Genomic DNA, 13,989 nt, shown 5'->3' with positions numbered 1-13,989 from the left:
GGTGAGAAAAAGATGTTATATTTAATTAAATTTTAATAGAAGAGCGATGAAGAGAAGAGTACCTTTCGATCGTCATTCCAGAGAGCCCCGGTAGGTGAAAAGGGGTATGATGAAAAAAAGCGAAGATGGTCTCGGAGCAAAGCAATGCGGATAGTGTTGCTTCGGTTTGTGCACGATAGCGCACAAGAGTATAACAAGCGGGAGCTTGCGTACTTTTTAAGGTATGGATCGCGAGGTCCCTACGAACATGGGTGGTAACACGAAGAGCTTTCGTCCCTGTATTTCAATCAGTTGGAATATAGGGACGAGGGCTTTTTTACTTTTTGCAAAATCAGAGAAATGAACAGAAGAAGCAACCTCGGCAAATCGGAAATGACCCAGAAGAGCAACTGCCATGCAAGAATATATCCAAAACCAGAAGGGAAAGATGACAAATGACAGAGAAAAATTACAGTTTTGAAACGTTGCAAGTACATGCAGGCCAAGTACCGGACCCCGTTACCGGAGCCCGTGCAGTGCCGATTTACCAAACTACCGCTTTCGTTTTTGATAGCGCCGAACAGGCTGCCGGCCGTTTCGCTTTGACGGATGCCGGGAATGTCTATACCCGTTTGACGAATCCTACGACCGCAGTCGTGGATGCACGCGTTGCGGCGCTTGAGGGCGGAACATCAGCGGTTACGGTCGCTTCAGGTTCTGCTGCGATCACGTACGCTATCCTGAATGTTGCGCATGCAGGCGATGAGATTGTCGCTGCCAGCACGCTTTACGGCGGTACCTACAATCTTTTCAGCGCGACCTTGCCAAATTTGGGCATCAAAACTACTTTCATTGATCCTGAAGATCCGGCTAATTTCGAAGCGGCTATCACGGAAAAGACAAAAGCCCTCTTCATCGAATCGATCGGAAATCCAAGCACCAATCTGATTGATATCGAAAAAGTCGCTGAAATTGCGCATAAGCATGGCATCATTTTAATCGTGGACAATACATTCGGCACACCTTACCTGATCCGTCCATTCGAATTCGGCGCCGATGTGGTGGTCCACTCTGCCACTAAATTCCTAGGCGGGCACGGTACAACAATGGGCGGGGTCATCGTCGAATCTGGTAAATTCGATTTCGCCGCCAGCGGAAGATATCCTGGCTTCACGACGCCGGATGCGCATTACAACGGGTTGGTCTATACGGATTTGGGGCCGGGTGCTTTCACGACCAAAATCCGCGTGCAGTTGCTGCGCGATACTGGAGCCTGCATCGGACCGATCGATTCCTTCCTGTTGCTGCAAGGGATCGAAACGTTGTCATTGCGCGTTGAACGCCATGTCGAAAACACCCGCAAGGTTGTTGCTTATCTGGCGAACCACCCGAAAGTGTCTTGGGTAAATTATCCGGAATTGCCGGATAGCAAATACAAGGCGCTTGCCGATAAATACTTCCCTAAAGGCGCCGGATCGATCTTCACTTTCGGCATCGAAGGCGGCAAGCAAGCCGGCATCGAGTGGATCGACAAGCTGGAATTGTTCTCGCTGCTGGCCAACGTTGCCGATGCGAAATCTCTGGTCATTCACCCGGCCAGCACGACCCACGCGCAACTGAGCGAAGAGGACCTTGTCGCGGCGGGTGTTTCCGGGGACATGATCCGTCTGTCGATCGGGATCGAAAATGCCGACGACATCATCGCAGATTTGGATCAAGCTTTCGGACAAATCTAACAAAATAGAGGTGCAGCCTTGAAAATCAGGCTGCACTTTTTTTACATTATTTGCTGACCAAACGACGGAATGATATACTGTTGCTAGTTATGATTAAAAAGAGAGGAGAGCGGTCATGAGAGCGAAATTGCGGATTTTTTTGACTTTGATGCATGGTATTTTTTCCAATGCGGCAGTCCAAGGGGCGGAGTCTGTCCAAAAATCAAATAAATTCAACCAACAATACGCTTCTTGCTGCTTATCCTAAACAAAGCGATAAGTCCGGCTATGGTGCCTCCCATAGCTATTTTTTTTGCAAGATAAGAAGGGACTATCAAATGCATAATCACATATCACTACATAAAAATATCTCGTTGGCGAAAAAATATGCTTTCATCCAATACTTTGGCATCACCTCGTTATGGCTCCTTTACCTGAGTTCATTCAAAGAGATGACATTGGTGCAAATAGGCTTTCTGGAGGCTATCTTCCATATAACGAGTTTTGTTTTCGAAGTGCCATCAGGTGCTTTGGCGGACCGTTTTGGCTACAAAAAAATCCTGTTGTTCGGGAAAGTGATGGCCATCATCAGCTCGATTGGGATGATTTATGGCCAGAGTTTCTCGCACTTTGCGGTTGCGTTCGCGTTCTCGGCGCTCTCCTACAATTTCAACTCGGGGACCTATGAAGCACTGGTCTTCGAAAGCATGAAGGGGTTGGACGAAGAAAGTGGCTATCTGGACAAGCTGGCCCACATCAATTTCCTGATCGAGATCAGTGCCCAAAGCGGCGTGATCCTTGCCGGGATTTTGGCTGATGCTTATTTTCCGGCCGTATATAGGGTTCATATCATGCTTTGCTTACTGAATATTTTCCTGATTTACCGCATGGCAGAGCCAATCAAAAGGTGGGATCCACAATCGGATGAAACAGTCGGATTATCCGAAAAAGTGGGGCAATCCTACACCCGGATACTGGGCAATGCCTGGCGGTTGCTGAAGCGGCATAAAGAGCTTCGGGGCTGGATCCTGTTTTTTGCCTTGATGGACAGCTTCGCAGCGACTTATTATTTTTATTTCCAGAACTACTTGTCAGTGTTGGGGTATAACGGTAAAGCTACGAGCTTCTACCTGTTTGCGGCTGCCTTGTTCGGCATCTTCGGAGCAAAATTTTCTCCATCCATTGAGCAGAAACTCCAAAAGAACCGCATTCTCTATGTTTTTCCCATAGTTGTTTCGTCGGCATTACTGCTCTCAGCTTTGGGGAATCAGGTGCTGATTTTTGTTGGATTTGTGCTTTCGATCATTTTTTCCGCGGTGTCGCCGACCATCGCGAGCGCCTACATCAACCAGTTGATCCCTTCCGAAGAACGAGCGACGCTTTTGAGTGCGAACAGCATGGCCTATAGCCTCTGTATGATCATCCTTTTCCCGGTGGTCGGTGGCGTCATTGATCTGTTGGATTTCCGGATCGCCTACCTTACGATGGGGCTATCGATTATGGTTTTGGGTGGAACTTTCGCAGTGGTCGCTAAAAAACGATATTACCGAAAATAAGCGGATTGAGTAAGATGAAGAAGGAGGCTGTCTCTCGAGGCAGCCTTTTTGCATGGTAATTGGGCTGTGGTTGTCCGATTCATCAGCGATATCGGACAACGAGTATCGACGCCGATCAGTGGATGTCCGATTCATCGGTAATATCGGACAATCAGCAACGACGCTGAACAGCGGATGTCCGATTCATCAGTAATATCGGACAATCAGCGCCCAAGCCTGCTGCCGGATGTCCGATTCATCGGCGATATCGGACATCTTCGGAAATCTTCCGTCTGCATCAAAGATATTCCTCCAGCACTGACCAGGCTTCCAGTTTTTCGGGCAATGTTTTGACATGCTTGCCGCGCATCGGGCTGGTCGAGGGGAGCGGCAGGTAGACCAAGCCGGAGTTTTCGTCCAGACCGAAGTGCTTTTTGTAGCTACGGAACGCCTTTCCGCCGTTGAAGGCGATGGCCTTAATCTGGGGATGTTCGCGCAGAAGAGTCTTCAAGTCGTTCGGATATTCCTCTTTGATGGCCGAATCGAGGCTGCCTTCTCGGTAACAGGAGTGGATGACGTCCCAGAGGGCGACATGATGCTTTTTCAGCAGCGATAGGCGCTCTTCGTAGGTCACCGGATCCTCCTCACCGAGCAGGGAGAAAATGATTTCCCAGAAATGGTTCCTGGGATTGCCGTAATAGTGCTGTACTTCCAGCGACTTCGCGCCTGGCATCGATCCCAGAATCAGGATATGGGCTTGAGAATCGATGACAGGCGGCATTGAGTAAAGTTTGTCGGATTGTTTCAGTCGGAACGCATCCTTTCAAATTCAAATTTGTCTCCATTCTACCAAAACCGCACCGGAGCTGGAAACATTCGCGCTTGCCGATTTTTTTAAAATATAAAATAAAAACAGTTGACGGAAGGATGGCGATGCGTTAAAATAATCCCAACATTAAGAAAACGTTAGAAAAATCATTTCCATCTAATCAAACCGATAATCAAGAGGAGTACGCATCATACCTTGTTTCCAGAGAGTCGCCGCCAGTGAGAGTGCGATAGCGAAGGGGATGCCGAATGGACTTGAGAGGGTTGCCTTGAAAAGAGTAGGGGCAAACGGGGAACCTGGTCCGTTAACAGACAGGCACATATGTTGGTATGTGAACGAGTGGGCGATTCATTTCGTCAATTTGGGTGGTATCGCAGGAGAATGCAAGCTCTTGTCCCTTTAAAGGGGGGACAAGGGCTTTTTTTGTACACAAAAAATGACGAGGTGAAGGATATGCTAGAGATAAAAGAGACGAAACAGACCGAAGAAATTCTCCCGCAAGACAGCATGAAGGCGGCTATCGACAAACTGGTGAAAAAAGAAGAACTTTCCCCGCAATTGACGAAAACTATCATGCACCAGATCATGAGCGGTCAAGCCAGCCCGGTCCAGATCGCGGCATATCTGACAGCGATGCGGATGAAAGGCGAGACAGCCGGAGAAATCAGTGCTTCCGCAGAAGTGATGCGGAATTTTTCCAATAAGGTGCAGACTAAGAAGAATGCATTGGACATCGTCGGAACCGGCGGCGATCAATCCTTCACCTTCAACATCTCGACCGTATCTTCCTTTGTCATCGCAGCCGCAGGGATTCCGGTGGCGAAACACGGCAACCGCAGCTCCTCAAGCAAATGCGGCAGCGCGGATGTGCTGGAAGCGTTGGGTGTGAACATCGAAGCCAGCGCGCAGCACAGCGAGTCGATGTTGGAAGAAATCGGCATGTGCTTCATGTACGCCCAAAAATACCATCCATCGATGAAACATGCGGCACCCGTCAGGAAAGAAATGGGCGTCCGGACGATCTTCAACGTTCTGGGGCCATTGGCGAACCCGGCAAATGCGAATATGCAGTTGCTCGGCGTGTATGATGTCGCGCTGGTGGACACGATGGCTGAAGTGCTGAACCAATTGCAGATGGAAAGAGCTTTGGTGTTCGGTGGCAATGACGGTCTGGATGAAATAACTTTGACCACAACATCGGAAGTAGCGGAGCTCCGCGACGGCAAGGTCACCCACTTCACATTCGATCCGAAAGATTACGGCTTCGAGTACTGCACCAACGAAGATCTGGTTGGCGGGGAACCGGCTGAAAATGCCGCAATCGCCTTGGCTATCCTAAGTGGCGAAAAAGGACCGAAGCGCGATACCGTACTGTTGAACGCCGGCATGGCCATTTATCTGGCCAACGACGATTATACGATCGCTGACGGCATCAAACGTGCAGCCGAACTCATCGACAGCGGAGCGGCACTGGGGAAATTAAAGCAATTCATCACTGCATCACAGGAGGCGACAAAATGATATTGGACGAGATCATAACAGCGACAAAAATACGCGTGGAAAAAGCCAAACAGGCAATCCCATTGGAAGAAATGAAGCAAGCCGCCTTGGCGATGCCGACCAATCAGGATTTCCCATTCGAAAAGGCGCTGACCGGTGAAGGGATCCGTTTCATCTGCGAATGCAAGAAGGCGTCCCCTTCGAAAGGCGTGATTGTGGAGGATTTCCCATACCTCGAAATCGCCAAGGCCTACGAAGAAGCAGGCGCATCCGCGCTATCGGTATTGACGGAGCCCGATTTTTTCCAAGGCGAAAATCGCTTCCTGACGGAGATAAAACAGGCAGTATCGCTTCCGGTCATCCGGAAAGATTTCATCATCGATGCCTATCAGATTTATGAGGCGAAGTTCATCGGCGCGGATGCCGTACTGTTGATCGCGACCATCCTGACGGAAGAAGAGTTGGATGCTTTCCAACGCTTGGCCCGCGAACTGGGACTTTCGGCCCTGGTGGAGGCCCACACCGAAGAAGAGCTCCTGAAAGCGTTGCGGACGAACCCAAAAATGATCGGCGTCAACAACAGAGACTTGAAGACTTTCAAAGTGGATATCCAACAGTCCATCAGGCTGCGCGCACTGGTGCCGGATGACATCCTTTTCGTGGCCGAGAGCGGCATCTCGGAAAGACAGCAAGTCATCGAATTGGAAGCGGGAAACGTCGATGCGATCCTAATCGGCGAAACGATGATGGTTTCTCCAGACAAAAAAGGCATGCTCGATCGCCTTCGGGGAATCGGCTGATGGTTAAAGTAAAAATCTGCGGTCTGAAACGAGTCGAGGATGCTGAAATGCTGAACGAGCTACGCCCGGATTTTGCAGGCTTCATCTTCGCTCCCAGCAAGCGCCAGATATCGTTGGAACAGGCGCTGGAAATCAGGGCCGCCCTAGACGAAGCCATTCCGGCAGTCGGCGTCTTCGTCAACGAACCGATCGAAAACATCGTCGCAATCGTGGAGAGCCGGGCAATCCAGATCGTGCAGCTCCACGGCGATGAGGATAACGCTTATATAGAAGAGTTGGGCAAGTGGATCACACTTCCGATCATCAAAGCGGTTGCGGTCAAGGACGCCGCTGATGTCAAGAAGGCATACGCTGCCGATATTCTCCTCTATGACACATACCAAAGCGGTGTGGCAGGTGGAACCGGAAAGACATTCAACTGGGATTTGCTTAAGGAAGCAACTCAGCCATTCTTCCTGGCGGGCGGCCTGCACGCCGGCAATCTTGAGGGGGCCATCAAGCAGATGCAGCCATACGCAGTGGACATCTCGAGCGGCGTCGAAACGGACGGCGTGAAGGATTTTGAAAAAATCAGAGCAGTAATGGAAATCATTGGGAGGTCAAAAAAATGACAAGTTATTTTGGAGCACATGGGGGACAGTTCATTCCCGAAACCTTGATGAACGCTTGTTTGGAACTATCGGAGGCTTTTTTCCGACTCAAAGAGGATCCGGACTTCAAAAAAGAATTGAACGATCTGTTGGACAACTACGCAGGCCGGCCATCCCGCCTCTATTACGCGGAAAAGATGACAAAGAACCTCGGCGGAGCAAAAGTCTACCTGAAACGCGAAGACCTGAACCACACGGGCTCGCATAAGATCAACAATGCGCTCGGCCAAGTATTGTTGGCCAAAAAGATGGGCAAGAAACGCATTATCGCTGAGACCGGCGCCGGCCAGCACGGCGTGGCTACTGCCACAGCAGCTGCGCTTTTGGACATGGAGTGCGTCGTCTACATGGGCGAAGAGGACACCCAGCGCCAAGCCTTGAACGTGTTCCGAATGGAATTGCTGGGCACGAAAGTGATTCCTGTGACAAGCGGCACTGCCACGCTTAAGGACGCGGTCAACGAAGCGATGAAGGATTGGGCTTCAACGTTCGAAGAGTCGCATTACTGCATCGGCTCGGTCATGGGGCCGCATCCATTCCCGACCATGGTCCGCGATTTCCAGAAAATCATCGGGGAAGAGACAAAAACTCAGATGGCCAAGGCGGAAGGCAAGCTGCCGGATGTCGTGATGGCTTGCGTTGGCGGTGGCTCGAATGCGATCGGGACTTTCTATGACTTCATCGGCGACGAAAGCGTGCGCTTGATCGGCTGCGAAGCTGCCGGCAGAGGCATCCACACCCAAGATACGGCTGCGACAATCGCGACCGGTACGCCGGGCATTTTCCACGGCATGAAATCCTATTTCTGCCAGGATGAATACGGCCAAATCGCTCCTGTTTATTCGATATCGGCTGGACTGGACTATCCGGGCATCGGGCCTGAGCATGCGGACCTCTATGACCGGGGCCGCGCTGAGTATGTTTCAGTGACGGATGACGAAGCTGTCGCCGCCTTTGAATATCTGGCGCGGATGGAAGGCATCATCCCGGCAATCGAAAGTTCACATGCAATCGCGCACGCTATGGTTTTGGCGCCGACGCTGGATCCCGAAAAAATCATCGTTATTTGTTTGTCGGGCCGTGGCGATAAGGACGTTGCAGCAATCGCAAGATACAAGGGAGTTGACATCCATGAATAAGATCACAGCAGCCTTTAAGCATAAAGCATTCATCCCTTTCATTACTGCAGGGGATCCAGACTTGGAAACCACGAAAACAATCATCAGGGAAATCGTTGCGAACGGAGCGGACATCGTCGAAATCGGCATCCCGTTCTCCGATCCCGTTGCGGAAGGCCCGGCAATCCAAAAAGCCGATGAGCGGGCTTTGGCGAACGGCATCAATACCGACGATATTTTCCAAATGGTGACTGAATTGCGCACCGAAATCGATACGCCTTTCGTCTTCATGACCTACATCAATCCGGTGTTCGTCTACGGCATCGATAAATTCATGGCGCGCTGCAAAGAGACCGGCGTCGACGGCGTCATCATCCCGGACGTTCCGTTCGAGGAGAAGGGCTTCATCCAGGAAGCCTGCCGGGATCATGGCATCACTTACATTTCCATGGTGGCACCTTCCTCTGCGGAACGGATCGCCATGATCGCCAAAGAAGCTGAAGGCTTCCTGTATGTCGTTTCTTCCTTAGGAGTCACCGGCGTGCGCAGCGACATCACGACCGATATCGGCAGCATTTTGGCGGAAATCCGCAAAATCAGCGACATCCCTTGCGCCATCGGCTTCGGGATTTCCAACGCGCAACAAGCCAAAGCCATGAGCGAAGTCGGTGATGGCGTCATCATCGGTTCCGCAATCATCAACATCATGGAACAGTACGGGAAGGATTCGCCCAAACCGGTCGGAGCCTTCGTGGCGGAAATGGTGGGGGCCATCCGCAGCGGTAACTGAAGTCCTTAAACGTGAACCAGACCGCTTGTAGCAGTATAATGAAAGAAAAATATAGGCGGAAAGTAGTGATGGTGATGAGGAAAATCATTTTGATTCGTCATGGCGCAAGCGAGTGGAATTTATTGAACCTGTTTACGGGCTGGACGGATGTCGATTTGAGTGAACAGGGCGTTAGGGAAGCGAGAGAAGCCGGACGGAAACTCAAGGAAGCCGGGATTGAATTTGATATGGCGTTCACGTCCGTGTTGCAGCGGGCGATCAAAACGTGCCATATTGTTCTGGATGAAATGGATCAATTATGGATACCGGAAGTGAAGAGTTGGCGGCTCAATGAACGGCACTATGGCGATCTGCAAGGACTGAACAAACAGGAAACGGCCGAAAAATATGGAGAAGACCAAGTCCTGAAATGGCGACGCTCCTACAATACGTTGCCGCCGCTGATGGATCCGGATAATCCGCTGTCACCGGTCAGGGATCGACGGTACGCCAACCTGCAGAAGCGTGTCATTCCGATGGGGGAAAATTTGGAAACCACTTTGGACCGCGTCATCCCATTCTGGGAAGACCAGATCGCTCCGGCGGTATTGGATCGCAAGACGATTTTGGTGGCGGCCCACGGAAACTCGTTGCGGGCTTTGATCAAATATATCGAAGAAATACCCGATGATGAGATCATGGCCTTGGAAATTCCTACCGGGCAACCGTTGGTCTATGAATTGAATGATGACCTGACGATTATCAGGAAATACTATCTTTAACAAAAAAGATGCGGCCAGGAATCGGAATCCCGGCCGCATCTTTTGTTGCATCATTTTTCTTCAGCCATCAATAGAAAGTTGAAACGGACGTCACTGCTGGTTCCATCTGGCAGGTAACATCTTTCCACGAAAGTAACCTGATCGCAATGGTCGATGAGGATCAGTGTCGTGGAGCGAGTGCCGTAGCGTTCCGTCCGGATGAAATAACACGCACCGAATGTTAGGCTGAAATGAAAAATCGCGTTGTGTAAGGTCTTTTGTCGGATGCTCGAACGCTTATGCCAAATTTCAAAACGCGCAGGATATGAGCTATAATAAGGATAAAGGAAATAGCATCACGCCAATCGGAATTGCAGCGAAAGGATCAACACTATTCGAAGGAGTTGTTTTAAGATGCTGAAAGATAGAAAAAAATATTGGGCAGTACTGTTGGCCAGTCTTTTTTTGGCAAGTTGCAACCAAACACAGGAAACAGCTGAAGACGAAAGTTCAACTCAAGCGACAGCGCAGAGCAGTTCGGCGGCAGATACCACGAGCAGCGACAAGGAAAACGCATCGGCAGAATCCACTGAAATCGGCGACCGTTTGGGTAAACTTTCAAAAAGCTACATAGAAATTATGGAAAGCGGCAATTACTATATGGCTTTTCGTTCCACTACAACATTTGAAGGTGAAATGATGGAATCCGAAACGATGATGACCGTTTCGGGCGACAGAACCGCGATGCAATCAAAATCCGCAGACACCGAAACTGAAATGGTGATGATGGACGGCAATATCTATATGATCGACCATGTCAGTAAAACGGTGATTGTTATGCCCCAGACAACGGCTGAGGGTGATGAGACTCTACCGGAAATGCCGGAATCAAGCGAGCCGGTCGAGGTGGATGACATCGAGTACATCGGCAGTGGTGAGGAAGACGGTCTGGTGTACGAGGAATACCGCACTGAGGGCGGAACTCAGATATTCTATTATTTTGATGGCTCCAACCTGAAAAAAAATCAAGACGATTGATGAGTCCTTTGAATCGATCATGGAAATTCTCGAATTGTCAGATAATGTTTCGGAGGATGCTTTTGAAATACCATCAGATTATCAGCAAGTGACTTATTAGATGAGAAGATCAGATTATCATGTTAAGGGAGGGGACTATGCAGCTGCTATTGGAACAAATGAACGGATATGTGCTGGTTGCAGTGCTTGTCCTCTGTATTTTGGTGTTGTCAAAGGCGACGGATATTTTAGTTGATGAGGCCATTTCATTGTCTTTGGAGTGGGGGATGTCCGAACTGGTCATCGGCGCAACAATTGTTTCTTTGGGAACCTCCCTACCGGAATTAGCGGTGTCGATTTCTTCGTCCTTGAAGGGCAACGGGATTCTTTCTTTGGGTAATGTCATTGGTTCGACGATCGTGAATACCAGCTTCATTCTGGGGATCGGCGCGCTTTATGGTAGCATACCCGTCAACCGGAAGACGGCATATAAACACACTGTTTTGTCGGCGCTTTCGCTCTTGTTGATTCTCTCTTCCTTGCCGATTTTTCATGCGGATGGACAAGGCAAGATACCACAGTGGCTGGGTATAGTTTTCCTTTTGCTCACTCCGGTTTATTTCTACTGGACAGTGCGGGAAGGAAAGAAGTCGGATCAAGAGGCTATCATAGAGGAAGACAAGGAGAAAGACCTGTCAATTCTGGTCAAATTGATTAAATTGCTCATCAGTGCGGGGTTTGTGATTGCGAGTGCCTCTGTTTTGGTGAGTACGGTTGAAATCGGAGCTTTCCGGATTGGTATCCCTGAATCGGTCATCGCTTCCACGGTCGTTGCCTTCGGAACCGGACTGCCGGAAATAAGTACGACGATTGTTTCCGTAAAAAAAGGCTACGGCGCATTGGCGATGGGGAACATCATGGGGTCCAATCTGTTGAATACTTTGTTCGTTCTTGGTGTGGCATTAGGATTGACACCGGGAGGAATGGTCGTCAGTTCGGATTTCTATCAGATCCATTTTCCGGCTTTGGCTATTCTCCTGGCAGTTTTGGGGTACTTTTCCTACAACAATAAACGGGAAGTAATCAGCAGAAAAGAAGGGCGGATTTTGATTTTTTTCTATCTCGTGTATTTGATATGGAACTATTTTCTATAGAAAAAAGGTTCGCGATCCCCGCGGGGATCGCGAACCTTTTTGGTTATCGTTCTTCTGTACCGTTTTCGTTATCATTATCAGGAACATCCTGGACCACAGCAACGGTCGCGAAATCCTTAACGGGGGTAGAGCCGTTCACCAAGACAGGCTCTTCCTCTTCCAGCTCGAAAGGACCCGCCACTTCAGCAAAGTAACGATTGTACCGAATCTTGAACTTTTCGAGTACATGCTCTAGCAGTATTTTCAGCATCGCGAACAATGGCACGCCCAGAATCATACCGATTAAACCCAGAAGATTGCCCATAATCAACAAAACGATGATGATCGTCAACGGATGCATTTTCAAATTTCGACCCATGATGCTCGGTTCGATGATGTTGCCTTGGATGAACTGTGCCAATGCCCAGACGACGCCCATTTTTAGGAGCATGGCTGGTGAAGTGAAGGCTGCAACGAACAAGGCTGGTATAACGCCAATAGTGGCGCCGATGAAAGGGATGACCGCTGTCAAGGTAGCGATCAGGGCAAGGACGAAGGCATAATCCAACCCGATGATCAAGTACCCGACTATCAACAAAGCGCCCAGACTCAAGGCAACTAGCAACTGGCCTTGGACATAGGATCCGACCTGAAGCGACATCTGTCTGGATATTTTTTCGACATCATCACGAAAAACAGGCGGGACGTTCTTCATGACAAATGGTTTGAACTTCCCTTGGTCCTTCAGCATGAAAAAAAGGATGACCGGGAAAGTGACAGTCACGACCACTACGCTCGAAATTGTGGAAAAGATGTTCATAATTTTTTCGCTTGAATTGCCGATCCAGGCCAGAATCATTTCAGGGATGCTGCCCACGGTGCTGTCCAACCAATTTTGCGCTTGTTCATAATAATCCTTGAAGGTGCTGTTTGCGAGCAGTCTGTCGAAATAGGCATTCATTTGTTCGATATAGGTAGGAAATTCATTGACCAGATTCGTCAGCTGATTCGATAAAATCGGAACCAAAAGCACAAATCCGTAGACCAACATAAAAATGAAGAGGACGAAGACGAGCGATGTCGCCATTCCCCGGTTGATTTTCCTTCTTTCGAGGAAGGTCACCAGCGGATTGAAGATATAATAGAAGACGATTGCTAAAATCACGGGTGCTACGACTGTTGAAAACATGATCTGCAGCGGTTTGAAGATGAAGGAGATGGTATCCATCGTGAAGATGAGTATGCCGATCAGAATCAGGGCGGACAGGATATAGATGATTGTCTTGCCGCCCAAAAAGGAGATGAGGCGCGTATCTTCGGGTATTGTTATTTTCGTTTCTTTCTTTTGCATATGCTGTCCTTTCTTATGCCGTAGCCGGATTTGGCCCGTATAGCGGCATAGCGGGTTTCTATTTTTAGTTTACCAGAGTTCCCTTTGAAATCCATACTGCAAAGGTCCTATTTCCGGGAAATTCTGTCATACGATTGCTCGTTTGAGTGGTCCCGGAATGAAATGTGTTAAAATGACAGAACAAAAAACAACACCAGAGGAGGACGGCAACAAATGAAATACAGCATCTATACACGCACAGGCGATAAAGGCAACACACGTATCGGAGGTGGCAAAGCTCTTCCGAAAAACGCCGAGAGGATCGAAGCTTTCGGCGCGCTGGACGGTCTGAACTCATGGTTCGGGCTAGTCGGTACGAAAAATGATTGCGGCGAGGACATCCAGGAGGACATGGCGCTCATCCAGCAGTTCCTGTTCGATTGTTCCTCAGATCTGTCGATCCCTAAAGGGCACCGGGAGTACAAGATCGCACAGGATCACATCGACTGGTTGGAGAAGAAAATCGATGGCTACAGCGAAGAGCCGGAGGAGACTCAGTACTTCATCATACCGGGCGGAACGGAACTGGCCAGCTGGTTCCACATTTTGCGGACGACGACCCGCGACGCGGAACGCCGGATCGTCACCTTCATGGAGCAAGAGCCGGAAGAAGTGAATCCGTTCGTCCTGAAGTTCATCAACCGGCTTTCTGATTATCTGTTTGTCGTGGCCCGGGTCGCCAATGCCCGCAAAGGCGTTCCTGACGTGCCATACGAGCGCAGTGAAAAAGTATTCCGTATTTCCGGTGAAGCGGGCAATTCCAAGAAGAAAACGGAATAAAGGAGGCGGCCAA

Annotated in this window: 16 protein-coding genes and 2 other annotated features; of the genes, 13 read left to right on the top strand and 3 right to left on the bottom strand. The window is 49.5% G+C overall.

Going from position 1 to position 13,989, the window contains the following annotated elements; translation table 11 throughout:
• Positions 1-37 precede the first annotated feature (37 nt).
• Positions 38-281 (top strand) — a binding site (T-box leader).
• A gap of 153 nt (positions 282-434) precedes the next feature.
• The 4 genes from TES5_RS02030 (at position 435) to TES5_RS15120 (ending at position 3,443) form a co-directional block, all read left to right on the top strand.
• Positions 435-1,715 carry an O-acetylhomoserine aminocarboxypropyltransferase/cysteine synthase family protein gene (locus TES5_RS02030; protein ID WP_068559192.1) on the top strand — a complete coding sequence of 427 codons (1,281 nt, stop codon included), beginning with the start codon at positions 435-437 and terminating at the stop codon, positions 1,713-1,715.
• 115 nt (positions 1,716-1,830) lie between these two features.
• Positions 1,831-1,962 (top strand): hypothetical protein, encoded by a 132-nt coding sequence (locus tag TES5_RS15675; protein ID WP_255356026.1) that lies wholly within the window; start codon positions 1,831-1,833, stop codon positions 1,960-1,962.
• A 70-nt stretch (positions 1,963-2,032) separates the two neighbouring features.
• Entirely contained in the window at positions 2,033-3,250 is a 1,218-nt protein-coding gene (locus TES5_RS02025; RefSeq protein WP_068559190.1) for an MFS transporter, read from the top strand.
• A gap of 52 nt (positions 3,251-3,302) precedes the next feature.
• Complete coding sequence (locus TES5_RS15120) at positions 3,303-3,443, top strand: hypothetical protein (protein ID WP_157080382.1); 141 nt, start codon at positions 3,303-3,305, stop codon at positions 3,441-3,443.
• Between the two features lie 84 nt (positions 3,444-3,527).
• Here TES5_RS15120 and TES5_RS02020 read toward each other — a convergent pair whose 3' ends face one another.
• A complete protein-coding gene (locus TES5_RS02020; RefSeq protein ID WP_068559188.1) occupies positions 3,528-4,010 on the bottom strand; it encodes a DNA-deoxyinosine glycosylase in 483 nt (160 codons plus the stop codon).
• A gap of 207 nt (positions 4,011-4,217) precedes the next feature.
• Positions 4,218-4,460, top strand: a binding site (T-box leader).
• A 51-nt stretch (positions 4,461-4,511) separates the two neighbouring features.
• Here TES5_RS02020 and trpD point away from each other — a divergent pair.
• The 6 genes from trpD to gpmA all read left to right on the top strand — a co-directional run bounded on the left by trpD (position 4,512) and on the right by gpmA (position 9,677).
• Positions 4,512-5,579, top strand: a complete 1,068-nt coding sequence (trpD, locus tag TES5_RS02015; RefSeq protein WP_232309255.1) for an anthranilate phosphoribosyltransferase — start codon at positions 4,512-4,514, stop codon at positions 5,577-5,579.
• Positions 5,576-6,358 (top strand): indole-3-glycerol phosphate synthase TrpC, encoded by a 783-nt coding sequence (gene trpC / locus TES5_RS02010; protein ID WP_068559186.1) that lies wholly within the window; start codon positions 5,576-5,578, stop codon positions 6,356-6,358. The genes trpD and trpC overlap by 4 nt, the downstream gene beginning before the upstream one ends.
• Positions 6,358-6,969, top strand: a complete 612-nt coding sequence (locus TES5_RS02005; protein WP_068559183.1) for a phosphoribosylanthranilate isomerase — start codon at positions 6,358-6,360, stop codon at positions 6,967-6,969. Before trpC ends, TES5_RS02005 begins: the two co-directional genes overlap by 1 nt.
• Positions 6,966-8,147, top strand: coding sequence for a tryptophan synthase subunit beta (gene trpB, locus TES5_RS02000; protein ID WP_068559181.1), 1,182 nt, complete (start codon positions 6,966-6,968; stop codon positions 8,145-8,147). The genes TES5_RS02005 and trpB overlap by 4 nt, the downstream gene beginning before the upstream one ends.
• A complete protein-coding gene (gene trpA / locus TES5_RS01995; RefSeq protein ID WP_068559179.1) occupies positions 8,140-8,916 on the top strand; it encodes a tryptophan synthase subunit alpha in 777 nt (258 codons plus the stop codon). The genes trpB and trpA overlap by 8 nt, the downstream gene beginning before the upstream one ends.
• Positions 8,917-8,990: 74 nt before the next feature.
• Positions 8,991-9,677 (top strand): 2,3-diphosphoglycerate-dependent phosphoglycerate mutase, encoded by a 687-nt coding sequence (gpmA, locus tag TES5_RS01990; RefSeq protein WP_068559372.1) that lies wholly within the window; start codon positions 8,991-8,993, stop codon positions 9,675-9,677.
• A gap of 50 nt (positions 9,678-9,727) precedes the next feature.
• Here the strand turns inward: gpmA and TES5_RS15750 are convergent, their stop codons facing one another.
• On the bottom strand, positions 9,728-9,877 hold the full coding sequence (locus tag TES5_RS15750; protein ID WP_369813481.1) for an NRDE family protein: 150 nt from the start codon (positions 9,875-9,877) through the stop codon (positions 9,728-9,730).
• A gap of 193 nt (positions 9,878-10,070) precedes the next feature.
• On the opposite strand from TES5_RS15750, the gene TES5_RS01985 reads away from it, so the two are divergent.
• Both TES5_RS01985 and TES5_RS01980 read left to right on the top strand, forming a co-directional pair.
• The gene (locus tag TES5_RS01985) at positions 10,071-10,694 is read left to right on the top strand and encodes a hypothetical protein (RefSeq protein WP_068559177.1); all 624 of its coding nucleotides are present in this window, start codon (positions 10,071-10,073) and stop codon (positions 10,692-10,694) included.
• Between the two features lie 137 nt (positions 10,695-10,831).
• Positions 10,832-11,827, top strand: coding sequence for a sodium:calcium antiporter (locus TES5_RS01980; protein ID WP_068559176.1), 996 nt, complete (start codon positions 10,832-10,834; stop codon positions 11,825-11,827).
• Between the two features lie 43 nt (positions 11,828-11,870).
• Here the strand turns inward: TES5_RS01980 and TES5_RS01975 are convergent, their stop codons facing one another.
• The gene (locus tag TES5_RS01975; protein WP_068559174.1) at positions 11,871-13,157 is read right to left on the bottom strand and encodes an AI-2E family transporter; all 1,287 of its coding nucleotides are present in this window, start codon (positions 13,155-13,157) and stop codon (positions 11,871-11,873) included.
• A gap of 213 nt (positions 13,158-13,370) precedes the next feature.
• Here TES5_RS01975 and TES5_RS01970 point away from each other — a divergent pair, with 213 nt between their 5' ends.
• Complete coding sequence (locus TES5_RS01970; RefSeq protein ID WP_068559172.1) at positions 13,371-13,976, top strand: cob(I)yrinic acid a,c-diamide adenosyltransferase; 606 nt, start codon at positions 13,371-13,373, stop codon at positions 13,974-13,976.
• The last annotated feature ends 13 nt before the right edge of the window (positions 13,977-13,989 follow it).

The sequence above is a fragment of the Trichococcus sp. ES5 genome (genome assembly GCF_900067165.1).
Lineage (GTDB): Bacteria > Bacillota > Bacilli > Lactobacillales > Aerococcaceae > Trichococcus > Trichococcus flocculiformis.
The sequence above is the reverse complement of the archived record's forward strand: the minus strand, read 5'-3'. Positions and strand labels throughout refer to the sequence as shown.